General features: G+C 59.2%; 15 protein-coding genes. 2 read left to right on the top strand and 13 right to left on the bottom strand.

Annotated elements, in window-relative coordinates:
* Nucleotides 1–75: 75 nt before the first annotated feature.
* Entirely contained in the window at nt 76–1503 is a 1428-nt protein-coding gene (argH, locus tag NHU87_RS19875; RefSeq protein ID WP_253551811.1) for an argininosuccinate lyase, read from the bottom strand.
* Nucleotides 1504–1808: 305 nt separating this feature from the next.
* Between argH and NHU87_RS19880 the strand changes: the two genes are divergently transcribed.
* A complete protein-coding gene (locus NHU87_RS19880; protein ID WP_253551812.1) occupies nt 1809–2774 on the top strand; it encodes a LysR family transcriptional regulator in 966 nt (321 codons plus the stop codon).
* Nucleotides 2775–2776: 2 nt separating this feature from the next.
* Here NHU87_RS19880 and NHU87_RS19885 read toward each other — a convergent pair whose 3' ends face one another.
* From NHU87_RS19885 to NHU87_RS19905, 5 genes are all read right to left on the bottom strand, one after another.
* On the bottom strand, nt 2777–3295 hold the full coding sequence (locus tag NHU87_RS19885) for a GNAT family N-acetyltransferase (protein WP_253551813.1): 519 nt from the start codon (nt 3293–3295) through the stop codon (nt 2777–2779).
* Nucleotides 3296–3469: 174 nt separating this feature from the next.
* Nucleotides 3470–4849 carry a UDP-glucose dehydrogenase family protein gene (locus tag NHU87_RS19890; protein ID WP_253551814.1) on the bottom strand — a complete coding sequence of 460 codons (1380 nt, stop codon included), beginning with the start codon at nt 4847–4849 and terminating at the stop codon, nt 3470–3472.
* Nucleotides 4846–5259 (bottom strand): 4-amino-4-deoxy-L-arabinose-phosphoundecaprenol flippase subunit ArnF, encoded by a 414-nt coding sequence (arnF, locus tag NHU87_RS19895; RefSeq protein ID WP_253551815.1) that lies wholly within the window; start codon nt 5257–5259, stop codon nt 4846–4848. The genes NHU87_RS19890 and arnF overlap by 4 nt, the downstream gene beginning before the upstream one ends.
* On the bottom strand, nt 5256–5600 hold the full coding sequence (gene arnE, locus NHU87_RS19900) for a 4-amino-4-deoxy-L-arabinose-phosphoundecaprenol flippase subunit ArnE (protein ID WP_253551817.1): 345 nt from the start codon (nt 5598–5600) through the stop codon (nt 5256–5258). The genes arnF and arnE overlap by 4 nt, the downstream gene beginning before the upstream one ends.
* On the bottom strand, nt 5597–5722 hold the full coding sequence (locus tag NHU87_RS19905; RefSeq protein ID WP_437180845.1) for a hypothetical protein: 126 nt from the start codon (nt 5720–5722) through the stop codon (nt 5597–5599). The genes arnE and NHU87_RS19905 overlap by 4 nt, the downstream gene beginning before the upstream one ends.
* A 182-nt stretch (nt 5723–5904) precedes the next feature.
* Between NHU87_RS19905 and NHU87_RS19910 the strand changes: the two genes are divergently transcribed.
* Nucleotides 5905–6843 carry a site-specific integrase gene (locus NHU87_RS19910; RefSeq protein WP_437180844.1) on the top strand — a complete coding sequence of 313 codons (939 nt, stop codon included), beginning with the start codon at nt 5905–5907 and terminating at the stop codon, nt 6841–6843.
* A gap of 19 nt (nt 6844–6862) precedes the next feature.
* On the opposite strand, the gene NHU87_RS19915 is transcribed toward NHU87_RS19910, so the two are convergent.
* From NHU87_RS19915 to NHU87_RS19945, 7 genes are all read right to left on the bottom strand, one after another.
* Nucleotides 6863–7417 carry a PqiC family protein gene (locus NHU87_RS19915; RefSeq protein WP_253551819.1) on the bottom strand — a complete coding sequence of 185 codons (555 nt, stop codon included), beginning with the start codon at nt 7415–7417 and terminating at the stop codon, nt 6863–6865.
* 17 nt (nt 7418–7434) lie between these two features.
* Complete coding sequence (locus NHU87_RS19920) at nt 7435–9090, bottom strand: intermembrane transport protein PqiB (RefSeq protein WP_253551821.1); 1656 nt, start codon at nt 9088–9090, stop codon at nt 7435–7437.
* Nucleotides 9071–9727 carry a paraquat-inducible protein A gene (locus NHU87_RS19925; RefSeq protein ID WP_253551824.1) on the bottom strand — a complete coding sequence of 219 codons (657 nt, stop codon included), beginning with the start codon at nt 9725–9727 and terminating at the stop codon, nt 9071–9073. Before NHU87_RS19925 ends, NHU87_RS19920 begins: the two co-directional genes overlap by 20 nt.
* Nucleotides 9724–10320 carry a paraquat-inducible protein A gene (locus tag NHU87_RS19930; protein ID WP_253551826.1) on the bottom strand — a complete coding sequence of 199 codons (597 nt, stop codon included), beginning with the start codon at nt 10318–10320 and terminating at the stop codon, nt 9724–9726. Before NHU87_RS19930 ends, NHU87_RS19925 begins: the two co-directional genes overlap by 4 nt.
* A 213-nt stretch (nt 10321–10533) precedes the next feature.
* Nucleotides 10534–11835, bottom strand: coding sequence for an NAD(P)/FAD-dependent oxidoreductase (locus NHU87_RS19935; protein ID WP_253551828.1), 1302 nt, complete (start codon nt 11833–11835; stop codon nt 10534–10536).
* Nucleotides 11832–12920 carry a polyamine ABC transporter substrate-binding protein gene (locus NHU87_RS19940; protein ID WP_253551830.1) on the bottom strand — a complete coding sequence of 363 codons (1089 nt, stop codon included), beginning with the start codon at nt 12918–12920 and terminating at the stop codon, nt 11832–11834. The genes NHU87_RS19935 and NHU87_RS19940 overlap by 4 nt, the downstream gene beginning before the upstream one ends.
* A gap of 124 nt (nt 12921–13044) precedes the next feature.
* Nucleotides 13045–14403, bottom strand: coding sequence for a glutamine synthetase family protein (locus tag NHU87_RS19945; protein ID WP_253551832.1), 1359 nt, complete (start codon nt 14401–14403; stop codon nt 13045–13047).
* Between the last annotated feature and the right edge of the window lie 45 nt (nt 14404–14448).

Genomic DNA, 14448 nt, shown 5'->3' on the forward strand with positions numbered 1-14448 from the left:
GGGCAGTTGTAATCAGTGTTGACTGACCCACCGCCTTCGCGAGCAAGCTTCGCTCCTACAGGGTTTCGCCGTGAATCAGAGGCGGAAACCCTGATAGTTCTCGGTCCATTGCTGCTGGGCGGCGAGGGCAGTTTTCAGTCGGCCGATCTGCTCGCGCACCTGTTGCGGCGCGGTGCCGCCCCAGCCGCTGCGGGCGGCGATGGCGGCTTCGAGGGTCAGGCTGTCGCGCACTTGTGGAGTCAGGCGCGGATCGATCTCGGCCAGCAACGCCGGGGACGCTTCCCACAATTCGATGTCGTGCTTCTCGCAGGCCTGGACCAATGCGCCGGTGATTTCGTGTGCTTCCTTGAACGGCACGCCGCGCACCGCCAGCCAGTCGGCGACTTCGGTAGCCAGGGTGAAACCCAGCGGTGCCTGACGACGCAGTTCTTCGACGTTGACCTTCATGGTCGCTACCATTCCGGCCATGGCCGGCAGCACCAGTAGCAGGGTGTCGACGCTGTCGAGCACGCCGTTCTTGTCTTCACTCAAGTCGCGGTTGTACGACAGCGGCAGGGATTTGAGGGTCGACAGCAACCCCGTCAGGTTACCGATCAGGCGGCCAGCCTTGCCCCGGGCCAGTTCGGCGATGTCCGGGTTTTTCTTCTGCGGCATGATCGAACTGCCGGTGGCGTAGGCATCGTCCAGTGCCACCCAGCGAAATTGCCGCGACGACCACAGGCAGAATTCTTCGGCGAGGCGGGAAATGTTGATCCCGAGCATGCTGGCGATAAACAGGAACTCGGCAACGTGATCGCGGCTGGCGACGGCGTCGATGGAGTTTTCGCACACGCCGCTGTAGCCCATTTCCTTGGCCGACTGCTGCGGCAGACGAGCAATGGCGGAACCGGCCATGGCCGCCGCGCCGAGTGGCGACAGCGAGGTGCGCACATCCCAATCCACCAGACGCTGCACGTCGCGCAACATCGATTGAGCGTGGGCCAGCAAGTGGTGAGCGAAGACGATCGGCTGGGCCTGTTGCAAGTGAGTGAAGCCCGGGCAGATGCTCTCAATGTGCTGCTCGGCCTGATCCACCAACGCTTGCTGCAAGGCCAGCACTTCGACGGCCAGGGTGCGCACGTGATCACGCAGGAACAGGCGCAGGTCGTTGGCGGTCTGGTCGTTGCGCGAGCGGCCGGCGCGCAACTTGCCGCCCAGTGCGCCGAGGCGTTCGGTCAGCAGGCGCTCGATGAAGGTGTGGACGTCTTCGTCGTCCAGCGTCGGCGCGATGCTGCCGGCACGGAAGTCATCACCAATACGCTCCAGGGCGTCGAGCATGGTCTGGGTTTCCTGCTCGCTCAACAGCCCTGCGCGCTGCAATTCCCGGGCATGCGCCTTGGAACCGGCGAGGTCGTACGGGGTGAGGCGAAAGTAACGCTCGGGGCAACGGGACAGGGCCGCCAGAGCTTCGGACGGGCCGCTCTTGAAGCGGGCACCCCAGAGGCGGTCGGTGGTTTGAGACATTGTTGTTTTCCTCGTCGTAAAGCGAATTGAAATCGGTATGCCGAGCCCGGAACACCCGCCGAAGATCATTCGGGCGTGGTTCGGCTCAATCAATATTCAAGGGCAGGGGAAAGCGCAGTTGCTAAATGGCGAGAGCTGATCGAGGTGTCAGCTTTTAATGGTTCGAAATCAGTGAGTTGGCACTGATCTGCGGGATTTATTAACGGTTGCAAAGCCTTGTTTTCTGTGTTCATTATTATTGGCCGGCACTGTTTTTATTGTTGGGCACAGATTGTTGAATAGGGCGCCAGAGGTAAATAAGCATTATGGAAACCCCACTTTCCACTTCCGGAAACCCGCCGCCAAAAACGGTACATCGGGCACCCCTGGCGCTCAGCGGCCTGGACTTCAAACTGCTCAAAGTGTTCAAGGCCGTGGTCGAGGCCGGCGGCTTCAGTGCAGCGCAGAATGAGCTGAATGTGGGCCTGGCGGCCATCAGCAAACAGATCTCCGACCTTGAAATTCGCATCGGCATGCGCCTGTGTACCCGAGGGCGGGAAGGTTTTCACCTGACCGAAGAAGGGCGTCTGGTGTACCAGGCGTCGATCGATTTATTTACCTCGTTCGACAACTTTCGTGATCGGCTTAGTTCAGCTCAGAATGAACTTATTGGCGACCTTGGGGTGGGCGTTATTGATAATACGATCACCGACGATAATTCGCCGTTAGTTGCGGCGATTAGAAAGATAAACGAAGAGTCGCCAAAAGTAAGGTTTCAACTTCAGGCGTCTCAGTTAGATGAAGTAGAAAGAGGCGTAGTCGAAGGGCGGTTAGTAGCCGGGATCGTGCCGGTTTATCAGAAAAGGGAAGAGTTCGATTACTTCCCGCTTTATGAAGAACGCTCGTACGTATATTGCGCCGTCGGCCATCCATTGTTCTCTATGCCAGAGGCGGAGATGGGCAGCAATGTGCTGCAGGATTACGAGTGCATTAACCACCGTTACGCGATCCATCGGGACAAACTGAATTTTGCCCGCTACGACAGCTTTTCCGCCTCGGCGACTCAAGTGGAAGCCGTGGCGCTGCTGGTCAAGACCGGCCGTTTTGTGGGTTTTCTGCCCGAACATTACGCCGCAATACTGGTGGCTCAGGGGCAGTTTCGGGCGGTGCGTCCGGACCTGATCAACATCGTCACGCCGTTCAATCTGATCCTGCGCCACAACACCGTGCGCAGTCCGCTGGTGAAGGCGTTTGCCCAGGCGCTAGGGGTGGATTTGAAGGCGCCGGTTTGAGGCTATCGCAGTTTCAAGCGCATCGCACAGCGTCGCTCCCCAGGCAAACCGTGATTGACTTCGTTGTTCAACACCGTCGTTAAACGTAGGCCGATTTCATCCGGGCCCAATGTTTCAAAGCCGAACCGCCGATAAAACAGTTCATTCCAGGGCAAGTCGCGAAACGTGGTCAAAGTCAGACCGTGGAGTTCTCGTTTGCGTGCGTGTTCGAGTGCCGTTAACAGCAACTTGCGACCAGCGCCCAGGCCCTGAAACTGTTGGCTGACGGAAATTTCCTGAATATGCAGTTCATTGTCGACTTCAATGGCGCTGAGAAAGCCCATAAGTTCACCGTTGGCTGACTGGGTTACCCAAACGTCTGCCGTCTCTATTGCCCTCTGATGTTGCAGTGCGTCAGTCACCGGAGCGTCGGCGAGCCAGGCCAATGAAGGATCACAGCGAAACAGCGCTGCCGCCGAACGCTCGATGGCGGGGAGGGCGGTGGCGTCGGCAGATTGGGCACGGCGTACAGTAAAATTCATATGGGCCACTGTAGCAGCTGCCGAGCCTGCGAGGCTGCGTTCGGCTGCGCAGCAGTCGTGAAATCAGGCACGGTGGTGTTTCAGCTAAATCGCGGGTTCAGGGTTTGCGACGACTTCGTCGCCGAACGCAGCCTCGCAGGCTCGGCAGCTGCTACAAGGGATTGGAAACTGTGTTCACGCCACGACCGAGGCCGCGGGCCATTGCTGATGGGGAATCGGCAGGTTGCGCGATTCACCGCGGCCCATCGGGAAGTACAGGAAACCGCTGCGGGCCAGGCGTTCGGCGTCGTACAGGTTGCGCCCGTCGAAGATCACTGGCGCGTTAAGCCGTTGCTGGATCAGGTTGAAGTCCGGTGCCTTGAACTGCTGCCATTCGGTGCAGATGATCAGTGCGTCGGCCCCAGCGAGCACCGATTCCGGCGTGCCCATGAGCATCAGCTTCGATTCGTCAGGGTAAAGGTGTTGGGTTTCCTGCATCGCTTCCGGGTCGAACGCCCGCACATGGGCGCCGGCAGCCCACAGCGCTTCCAGCAGCACCCGGCTCGGCGCGTCGCGCATGTCATCGGTGTTGGGCTTGAAGGCCAGGCCCCACACGGCGAAGGTTCTGCCGCGCAAATCGCCTTTGTAGAAGGCGTTGATACGCTCGAACAGTTTGTGTTTCTGCCGCTGGTTGATCGCTTCCACCGCTTGCAGCAGGTCGCTGGAGCAGTGGGCCTGTTCGGCACTGTGAATCAGCGCGCGCATGTCCTTGGGGAAACACGAGCCACCGTAACCGCAGCCGGGGTAGATGAAGTGATAACCGATGCGCGAATCGGCACCGATGCCCAGCCGCACCGATTCGATGTCGGCGCCCAGGTGTTCGGCCAGCTCGGCGATCTGGTTGATGAAACTGATCTTGGTCGCCAGCATGCAGTTGGCGGCGTATTTGGTCAGTTCGGCGCTGCGCAGGTCCATGAACATGATGCGGTCATGGTTGCGGTTGAACGGGGCGTAGAGGTCGCGCATCACGTCGCGCACGTCATCGCGTTCACAGCCGATGACAATGCGGTCCGGGCGCCGGCAATCGGCCACGGCCGAACCTTCCTTGAGAAACTCAGGATTGGAGACAATATCGAACTGCAACAGCCGACCGACCTTGAGCAGGCATTTTTCGATATGCGCGCGCAGGGTATCGCCCGTGCCCACCGGCACCGTGGATTTTTCCACCAGAATCACCGGTTGTTCACGGTGACGCGCCACCGCTTCACCCACCGACAACACGTGGCGCAGGTCCGCCGAACCATCGTCCCGGGACGGCGTACCGACGGCGATGAACAACACCTGACCATGCTGCACGGCGAATTTTTCGTCGGTGGTGAACTGCAGTCGTTTGGCTTCCAGGCTTTCGCGCACCAGGCTGGCCAGCCCCGGTTCGAAGATGCTGACGTGGCCTTGTTGCAGCAACGCGACTTTGTTCTCGTCAATGTCCATGCACACCACGTCGTGGCCGACTTCAGCCAGAACGGCAGCTTGCACCAGGCCAACGTAACCGCTGCCAAATACACTGATTTTCATGGAGCTCTCCTGATAGTGGGCGCGTGAGCAGGTCGAGAGTTGATCGTGATGACACCGAGGATGACCAGCGCCACCCCCAGGGTTTTCGAAAGGCTGAAGGTTTCGTTGAACAGCGGCAGGCTGGCGGCCAGCACGTACACCAGCGCGTAGCTGATGCTCAGTAGCGAATACGCCCGACCCAGGGGCAAATCCCGCAGGACGGCGAGCCAGGTGAACATCGACACGGCATAGACGAGGATGGCGGCCAGCACGACAGCCACGGCGGTCGCATCGACGCTGCCGTTGCTCAAGGCGCTTATCAACTGTCCGGGATGGGGCAAGCGAGTCATGCTCCAGCGCATGCCCAACTGTGCGGCGCTGCCCAGCAGTACGCTGCCCAGGGCGAAGGCGAGTCCGCGACGCAGGCTCAAGCGTGTTGCCCCAGCAGCGCCACGCCCGCGATTACCAGCGCCACGCCCAGCCAGTGACGGCGGTCGATGGTTTCGTGGAAGACGAAGCGAGCGACCAGTGTAATCAACACGAAATTCAGGCTGAGCATGGGATAGGCGACGCCGACTTCAAGGCGCTGCAACACCAGCAGCCAGACCAGCAAGCCCAATCCCAGCGAGGCGAGCGCCAGCCACAGCCACGGCGAGCGCAGTTTCTCGCCCCAGCCCGACGTCTTGCCGCGCCAACTTTCCACGGCGTACTTCTGGGCGATCTGGCCCAGGCAGGTCAGCAGGCAGGCAGCCAATATCAGCAGCAGGCTCATGACACCCCCTGAGGAAAGATCAGAATCACTAGGTTGCCTTGTTCATAACGTTTGCCATCCTTGGACAGTCGCTGGTGGACTTCGAGCAGCCGCGGTTGCTGAGTCAGGATAGACGTGGCCATGTTTCAATTCGTCTATCGTGTTGTTTCCAGTCAAGCAGACGTTCGGTATTGGCGATGCCTGGTTTCGCCGACAACCCAAGAAGCCACCATTGACTTTCCAGTCCATGGTCGGCAGCGTGACGGCCCGCGGGCTCAATGAATGACGGGAGCCTGCGTATTTATCCATTTCAAGGCCCGTTTCATTGATTGACTTACCTGCTACTGAATCCCTCGTTTCAAAAGCCAACCCATTGACCCTGTACCTGGCGCGTCTGGCGCCGTCCAGCCAATTGACCATGCGTTACGTATTGCAGGACGCCGCTGACCGTCTGGACTTCGAAGACATGAACATCGAAGAGATTCCCTGGCATCAACTGCAGCCCGAGGATGTCGTTGCGCTGGTGGCGACCTTGCGCGAAGACGGCTACGCGCCGAACACCTCGTCGCTGTACGTGAACGCGGTGCGCGGGGTGATGAACGAAGCGTGGCGCATGAGCCTGATCAGTCAGGAGCACTTGCTGAAAATGCGCTCGGTCAAAGGCATTGCCGGCACGCGGCTGTCACAGGGGCGCAACCTCAAGCGCACCTTGATTCGCGACCTGATGGAGGTGTGCGCGGCCGATCCTCGGCCACAAGGGCTGCGGGACGCGGCAATTATCGGGATTCTGTACGGTTCGGGGATGCGCAAATCGGAATCGGTGAATCTGGACCTGGCCCAGGTGGATTTCACCGAGCGCAGCCTGTGCGTCACCGCCAAGGGCAACAAACAGCTGATCAAGTACGCGCCAGGCTGGGCTTTCGCCAAACTGGATGCGTGGCTGGAGTTGCGGCGTTCGCAGTTAAAAGAGGGTGAAACGGACGACCCGTTCCTGTTCAACCGCATTCGCCGAGGCAGCCACATTACCCGCGAGCGCATCACCAAGCATGCGATCTACTACATCGCCCGGCAACGCGGTGCGCAGGTCGGGGTGAAAATCATGCCGCACGATTTTCGGCGGTCGTTCATCACCCGTGTGATTGAAGAGCACGACCTGTCGATCGCGCAGAAACTGGCCCATCACAGCAACATCCAGACCACCGCCAATTACGACGTTCGCGACGACAACGAACGTCGGCGGGCGGTTGATCGGTTCGACCTTTGATAGCGTCATGCTGCTGTCGCTACTGGGCTGACGGACAGCCCCGGGAAGCTCCGGTTGCAGCCTGGCTGATGGCGGCAGCTAACCGTTTCACATTGCTCTGATGGGCCACCACCAGATCATCGATGCTCGGGCCGGAAGCGGTCTGCAACGTGCTGCGACAGTTGACCATCGCGGTATCGCCATTGCCGAGACTGCGCAGGCGCCATCTGACATCGATCAACGCATATTGGCCGGGAATCGAATCAAAACGCTGAACATCCAGACGCAACGACACTCTGCGTTGCAGGTTATTGTTGACCAATTGATCGACAAGGGCGCTGCGTAGTTCGTCCACCAGACTCGCGCCCCACCATTCTGTTTCGAGGATTGCGAGGCCGGCGTTGCCCTGGCGAATGACGATCTGCGGGCGGTCGACCTGGGGCGGCACGGTGATCGCTTCGATCTGGATTTCCGCGCTGCTGCTTGCGACGCCCGGTTGGACCGGGGTCAGGGTATGGAAATGAATCGGGTCGCTGCTGCACGCGGCGAGCAACAACAACGCAGTGACCAGTGTGATCTTCAGCGGAAAAACCATGGGTGTTGCTCCTGTGGTCAGTTGCGCGGTGGCGCCTTCATATCCATTGGTGCGGCATTGTCGGGACGACCGCGAATCAGCGATTCCGGGTTCCGGCCCAGATAATCTGAGAGCTCACGCAACGAGCGCGACATGCGCCCGAGTTCGTTCAGGGTGTCGTTCAGTTGTTCCCGTTGCGGCGAATCGTCGGCGAGGGTCGAACTCGCTGATTGCAAAGTCTTGCTGACGTCCGCCAGGGTGGTCTGCACGCCGGGCAGGGTCCTGGCGTTGAACTGTACGAGGCCTTTGCGCAGTTCAACGAGGTTGCTGTCGAGGTTGCCGGCAATGCGTTCGATTGGCAGTTGATTGATCTTGTTGACCATGCCTTCCAGTTTTTCCTGCAACTGCTCGAGGCTGCCAGGTATGGTGGGGACAATGACGGGACGGGCGGTCGGGTCGAACACGACTTTCTCCGCTTTGGGGTAGAAGTCCAGCGCGATGTAGAGCTGACCGGTCAACAGATTGCCGCTGCGTGCCTGGGCTCGCAGGCCGTTTTCGATGAAGCTGCCCATCAGCCTTATGCTTGCGGCTTCGTCGTCAGGATTATGCTTCAAGGTCTCAAGCATTTTTAAATGAGCCTGGCCGAGGCGTTGCGGGTAGATCATGATGCCGACATTGAGCGGGAAGCTGCGTTTTTTTGCGTCGAAATCCAGGTTGATCGACACGACTTTGCCGAATTCCACGCCGAGAAATTCCACCGGTGCATCGATCTTCAGCCCGCGCAAGGCCTGATCGAAACGCAGGCTCAAATACTGCCCCTTACCGTGGGGCGGGGCGAGGGCGGTTTGCTGATCCTCGAACAGGTCGAAGGTTTTATTCTCGTTGGCCGGCTGATCGTTGGGGCTGTATTCCGGTGCGCGGAACGCGATGCCGCCCACCAATAATGACGACAAGGACTCGGTACTCACCGCAAAACCGTTGGCGCCGACGTTCACATCAATACCGCTGGCGTTCCAGAACCGGGTGTTCTCGGTGACGTAAACGTCATTGGGCGCATAGACGAAGATTTCGATGTTCACCCCTTTACCCTCGGCGTCCAGCGCGTACGCCACCACTTGCCCGACCGGGATTTTGCGGTAGTAGACCGGCGAACCGATATCCAGTGAGCCGAGGTCCTGCGTGTGCAAGGTGAAGCGTTTGCCCGGCTCGCCATAGGTAATGGGCGGCGGGTTTTCCAGACCGATGAAGTGTTTGGAACGGGCATTGGCCTGACCGATGTCGGCGCCAATGTAGTCACCCGACAGCAGGGTATCGATGCCCGAGACTCCGCCAGCGCCAATGCGTGGCCGCACGACCCAGAACTGCGAATCTTCGCGGGTGAAGCTTTCGGCCTGTTTGTCGAGTTTGATCGTGGCGTTGACGCTTTTCTGATCGTCGCTCAGCTTTACTTCCGAGACATGGCCGATGACCACGTTTCGATACTTGACCTCGGTCTTGTTGGCCGTAAGGCCGCTACCGGTCTTGAACGTGACGGTGATGGTCGGACCTTCCTGCATCCAACTGTTCACCACCAGGGAAATCCCCACGAGCACTGCGACAATCGGCACGATCCACACCAGCGAAACGCTGAAGCGACGGGTCTTGATGCTGGCCTGACCGGGATCTTGCGGCCCATCAGTGGCTTGCGATTTCATCCATGACCTCCTCGTTTTGTGGTTTTTCCCGCGCATTATCCCAGATCAGCCGCGGGTCGAAACTCATGGCAGACAGCATGGTGAATACCACCACCAGACCAAAAAACAAAATGCCCAGGCGCGGTTGAATATCGCCCAGAGCCTGAAACTTCACTAACGCTGCGACCAGCGCGACAACAATCACGTCGAGCATCGACCAGTAGCCGATCAGCTCGACGAATCGGTAAAGCTTCGAACGCTCCTTGCGCGCCCAAAGGCTGCCGCGTTGCACCGTGATCAGCAGCAGGGAGAGGGCAACGAACTTGATGCCCGGCACCGCGATGCTGGCGATGAAAATGATCAGGGCAATGTCCCACGCACCGTGTGCCCAGAACTCCAGCACACCGCTCATGATGGTGCTGTCGGACCCGCTGCCGAACAGGCTGGTGTTCATGACCGGCAGCAAATTGGCCGGGATGTAAAACACCAATGCGGCCAGCAGATAGGCCCATGTGCGGGTCAATGAGTTGGCTTTTCGGGCATGCAATGGTGCGCCACAGCGTTGGCATTCGTGAGGGTTCTCGGTTATGTCGCAGGCCAGGCCGCAGCTATGGCACAGGCATAGATTGAGTTCGCTGGCGAGCGGCGGCCTGTTCATAGGACGTCCCACAAATCACGCACATCGCGCCCGGCGATGCGAATCAACATCAGGCTGAGAACGGCCAGGGCAAACAGGCCGATGCCGGGGATGACATCCAGCAACCCTGCGAGTTTGAACACCGCGACCATTGCGCCCAGCAGACAGACCTCGAGCATGCTCCAGGGCCTGAGGGTTTCCAGCCAGCGCATGCACACTTTGAAACCGGGCGAGCGCCGATGCACGAGGGCGAAGCTCAAGACCCAGATCAGCAACACAAGCTGAAAAAGCGGCGCGATGATGATGGAAATCGCTGCCACCAACGCGATAAAGGTGATCGGCCCCTGGCTCAATGCCAATACCGAGTCCCACAGCGTGGCACTGTTTTTCAGGCCCTTCATGCTGATGCTCATAACGGGATAGAAGTTGGCGAAAATCCACAGCATCATTGCCGTGAAAGCCAACGCCAGACGCTGCTCCACCGACAGTCCGTTATAGCGCTGGAGCACGCCGCCGCAGCAGGTGCACAGAGCTTTTTGATGTTTGGCGAGCGTGACTTTTTCATATACACAGTCGCAGTGCTCGCAGATGATCAGTTGGTCAGTCGTAGCCATAGGCCGCACTCGCCAGGAGACAGGAAAGTCAGAGCACCCCCTCAATATAGAGGTGACTTGCGATTGAGCAAATTAAAAAGGCGGGTAACGATCGTTCCCACGCTCTGCGTGGTAACGCCTCAATGGACGCTCCGCGTCCACTTCGGGACGCGGAGCGTCCCGGGCTGCGTTCCCACGCAGAGCGTGGGAACAATGAAGCCGTGACCAACAATCTCAACCGAGCAATTCACGCAGACGATACCAGAACATGCCAAGGGCCAGTAGCGGTGAACGCAGGGCTTTGCCACCGGGAAAGGTCATGTGTGGCACGGCGCTGAAAACGTCCAGCCCCTTGCTGTGCCCGGCATGAATCGCTTCAGCCAGCAACCGCGCGCACCAGTGGGTCACGTTCAGACCATGACCGGAATAACCCTGGGCGTAGAACACGTTCGGGTACTGACTCAAACGTCCGGCCTGGGGGAAACGGTTGGCGGTGATGCCGATCATGCCGCCCCATTGATAGTCGATGCGCACGTCCGCCAACTGCGGGAAAACCTTGAGCATTTTTGGCCGCATATAAGCGCCGATGTCCTCTGGATCGCGCCCGGAATAATGGCAGGCACCGCCAAACAGCAAGCGTCGATCCGCCGAGAGCCGGTAGTAATCGAGGCCGACTTTCTGGTCGCACAGCGCCAGGTTCTGCGGGATCAATTGCACGGCAACCTCAGGTGCCAACGGTTCGGTGGCGATGATGTAGCTGCCTGCCGGTAAAACCTTGCCGCTCAGGCGCGGTTCGAGTTCTTCCAGGTGCGCATTACAACCCAGCACCAGACTGCCGGCGCGCACCGTGCCGCCCGCGCAGCGAACCTGCACGGTGCTGCCGTGAATCAACTCCAGCACCGGGCTTTGTTCGAATATTCGCACCCCGAGAGATTCGGCCACGCGCGCTTCGCCAAGCACCAGATTCAGCGGATGCAAATGCCCCGACCCCATGTCGATCAGGCCGCCGGCATACACATCGGAGCCCACCACTTGCTGGCGGATCTGCTCGGGGCCGACAAGTCGGGTTTCATGGCTGTAACCCAATTCGGCGAGGCTTTGCTGTTCTGTCTTGAACGCCTCGAACTGCGCCGGGGTATTGGCCAGCTCGCAGAAGCCCCAACGCAGGTCGCAATCGATCCCATGCTCGCGGATGCGGTTGCCCACCAACTCCACGGACTCGATGCCTGCACGCTCCAGATAACGCACACCTTCCTGACCGACATAACGGGCGAAACCTTCGACGTCATGACCGATGCCGCGGATCAACTGCCCGCCATTTCGCCCGCTGGCGCCCCAGCCGATCCGCCGGCCTTCCAGCAGAATCACCGAAAGCCCGCGCTGCGCCAGTTCGATCGCGGTGTTGACCCCGGTATATCCGCCGCCCACCACGCAGACATCGGCCTGAAGGTCCGAGTCCAGCGTGGGGTAGGGTGTCATGCCCTTTGCCGACGCGGCGTAATAGGAATGAGTGTGTTTGTTGTCGTACTGATTCATTGGTTGGACTTCACTTTGCTCCAGGAGCGGGTCATCAGACGCATGATCGGCTGGGGCGGGGTGGTTGAGATGTAGAGCTTGTCGAGAACTGCCTGAGGAGGATAGACCTCTGGATTATTGACCAGCTCCGCGTCCATGTATTGCTTGGCCGCCGGGTTTGGATTGGCGTAACCGACCGAGGCGCTGACCTTGGCAATCACTTGCGGATCCAGCAGGTTGTTGACGAACGAGTGAGCCTCCTTCGGGTTGCTGGCGTCGGCAGGAATCGCCAACAGGTCGAACCACAGGTTACTGCCTTCCTTGGGGATCGAGTAGGCGATATTCACACCGTTCTTCGCTTCCTTGGCGCGGTTCGCCGCCTGGAACACATCGCCCGAATAGCCGAACGCGACGCAAATGTCGCCATTGGCCAGGTCCGATACGTACTTGGACGAATGGAAGTAGGTGATGTAAGGCCGGAGGGTCAGCAGTTTGGCTTCGGCCTTTTTAAAGTCCTCAGGATTTTCGCTGCGTGGGTCCATGCCCATGTAGTTCAGGACCGCCGGGAACACTTCATCCGCCGAATCCATCATCGACACGCCGCACTGGCTGAGCTTCTTCAGGTTCTCTGGCTCGAAGAACACCGCCCAGGAATCGATGCGATCGATTCCCAGCACTTGCTTGACCTTGTCGACGTTGTAGCCAATGCCGTTGGTGCCCCACAGATACGGCACCGAATGTTCATTACCCGGATCGTTTTTTTCCAGCAACGCCAATAGTTTCGGGTCGAGGTTTTTCCAGTTGGGCAGCTGCGAGCGATCCAGTTTGAGAAACGCGCCGGCCTTCACCTGGCGCGCGAGGAAATGGTTGGAGGGCACCACTACGTCATAACCCGTGCGGCCGGCGAGCAGTTTGCCCTCCAGGGTTTCGTTGGAATCGAATACGTCGTAAATCACCTTGGTCCCGGTTTTCGCCTGGAAGTCGGCGAGGGTGGTCTCGCCGATGTAATCGGTCCAGTTGTAGACGCTCACACTTGGCTGAGCCTGCACAATGGCGCTGAACAGCGACGCCAGCGCGACCGGAACCACGGATTTCAATAGACGCATATCGACACCTCTTTTAATTATTGGGTTTTTGTGGGAGCGGGCTTGCCCGCGATAGCGGTCTGTCAGTCAACGATGATGTCGAATGTGCAGGCCTCTTCGCGGGCAAGCCCGCTCCCACAGGGAATCAGACGCTTAGCAGCAGGAACTCCCGCTCCCAGGAGCTGATCACGCGCTTGAAGTTTTCGTGTTCGGCCCGCTTGACCGCGACGTAACCCCGCACGAATTTGCTCCCCAGATAACGTTCGATGGTTGGGCACTCTTCCATGCGCGTCAGTGCGTCTTCGATGGTGATCGGCAGACGCAGATTACGTCGCTCGTAAGCACGCCCCTGTACCGCGGCACTCGGCTCGACCTTTTCGACCATGCCCAGATAACCGCACAACAGGCTGGCGGCGATCGCCAGATAAGGGTTGGCGTCGGCGCCCGGCAAGCGGTTTTCCACGCGCATGGCGTCCGGGGTGGAGGTGGGTACGCGCAGGCCGACGGTGCGGTTTTCTTCGCCCCATTCAACGTTGACCGGTGCCGAGGTATCGGGCAGGAAGCGGCGGAACGAATTGACGTTGGGCGCGAACATCGGCAGCACTTTGGGAATGTACTTTTGCAAGCCGCCGATGTGGTGCAGGAACAACTCGCTCATCTGCCCGTCGGCATCGGCAAAAATCGGCTGGCCGGTGGCGATGTCCACCACACTTTGATGGATATGCATGGCGCTGCCGGGTTCGTCACCGATGGGTTTGGCCATGAAGGTGGCAGTGACGTTATGCTTGAGTGCCGCCTCGCGCAGGGTGCGTTTGAACACGGTGATCTGGTCCGCCAGATCGAGGGCGTCGCCGTGACGGAAGTTGATTTCCATCTGCGCCGGGCCGTCTTCGTGGATCAGCGTGTCGAGGTCCAGACCCTGGAGTTCGCACCAGTCGTAGACGTCTTCGAACAGTGGATCGAACTCGTTGGCGGCGTCGATGGAAAATGACTGACGACCGCTTTCCGCACGGCCGGAGCGTCCCAATGGCGCCTTGAGCGGCAAGTCCGGGTCTTCGCAGCGCTGGGTCAGGTAGAACTCCATTTCCGGCGCGACAATCGGCTTCCAGCCTTTGTCGGTGTAGAGCTGCAGCACTTTCTTCAACACGTTGCGTGGTGACAGTTCGATGGGATTGCCGAACTTGTCGAACGTGTCGTGGATCACGATGGCAGTCGGCTCGATGGCCCATGGAATGACGTAAACAGCATCGGAAACGGGCTTGCAGACCATGTCGATGTCGGCCGGGTCGAGCAGGTCGTAGTAGATGTCGTCGTCGACAAAGTCCCCGGTTACCGTTTGCAACAGCACACTTTCCGGCAGGCGCATGCCTCGCTCATGCAGGAACTTGTTGGTGGGTGCGATCTTGCCGCGAGCAATGCCGGTCAAGTCGCTGACCACACACTCGACCTCGGTAATCTTGTGATCTTTCAGCCACGTGAGCAACTGATCGAAAGGGACATTCATAAAGACCTCATCGTTGGTTTTATTGACGCCGGGGAAAACGGCTTC

The sequence above is a fragment of the Pseudomonas mandelii genome, from assembly GCF_024138395.1.
Classification (GTDB): domain Bacteria; phylum Pseudomonadota; class Gammaproteobacteria; order Pseudomonadales; family Pseudomonadaceae; genus Aquipseudomonas; species Aquipseudomonas mandelii_E.

Excerpts from the sequence above, each read along its gene's own strand:
- NHU87_RS19880 (WP_253551812.1), top strand. The coding sequence starts at position 1,809 with ATGGAAACCCCACTTTCCACTTCCGGAAACCCGCCGCCAAAAACGGTA.
- NHU87_RS19885 (WP_253551813.1), bottom strand. The coding sequence starts at position 3,295 with ATGAATTTTACTGTACGCCGTGCCCAATCTGCCGACGCCACCGCCCTC.
- NHU87_RS19930 (WP_253551826.1), bottom strand. The coding sequence starts at position 10,320 with ATGGCTACGACTGACCAACTGATCATCTGCGAGCACTGCGACTGTGTA.
- NHU87_RS19945 (WP_253551832.1), bottom strand. The coding sequence starts at position 14,403 with ATGAATGTCCCTTTCGATCAGTTGCTCACGTGGCTGAAAGATCACAAG.
- argH (WP_253551811.1), bottom strand. The coding sequence starts at position 1,503 with ATGTCTCAAACCACCGACCGCCTCTGGGGTGCCCGCTTCAAGAGCGGC.
- NHU87_RS19920 (WP_253551821.1), bottom strand. The coding sequence starts at position 9,090 with ATGAAATCGCAAGCCACTGATGGGCCGCAAGATCCCGGTCAGGCCAGC.
- NHU87_RS19915 (WP_253551819.1), bottom strand. The coding sequence starts at position 7,417 with ATGGTTTTTCCGCTGAAGATCACACTGGTCACTGCGTTGTTGTTGCTC.
- NHU87_RS19935 (WP_253551828.1), bottom strand. The coding sequence starts at position 11,835 with ATGAATCAGTACGACAACAAACACACTCATTCCTATTACGCCGCGTCG.
- NHU87_RS19925 (WP_253551824.1), bottom strand. The coding sequence starts at position 9,727 with ATGAACAGGCCGCCGCTCGCCAGCGAACTCAATCTATGCCTGTGCCAT.
- NHU87_RS19905 (WP_437180845.1), bottom strand. The coding sequence starts at position 5,722 with ATGGCCACGTCTATCCTGACTCAGCAACCGCGGCTGCTCGAAGTCCAC.
- arnE (WP_253551817.1), bottom strand. The coding sequence starts at position 5,600 with ATGAGCCTGCTGCTGATATTGGCTGCCTGCCTGCTGACCTGCCTGGGC.
- NHU87_RS19940 (WP_253551830.1), bottom strand. The coding sequence starts at position 12,920 with ATGCGTCTATTGAAATCCGTGGTTCCGGTCGCGCTGGCGTCGCTGTTC.
- NHU87_RS19890 (WP_253551814.1), bottom strand. The coding sequence starts at position 4,849 with ATGAAAATCAGTGTATTTGGCAGCGGTTACGTTGGCCTGGTGCAAGCT.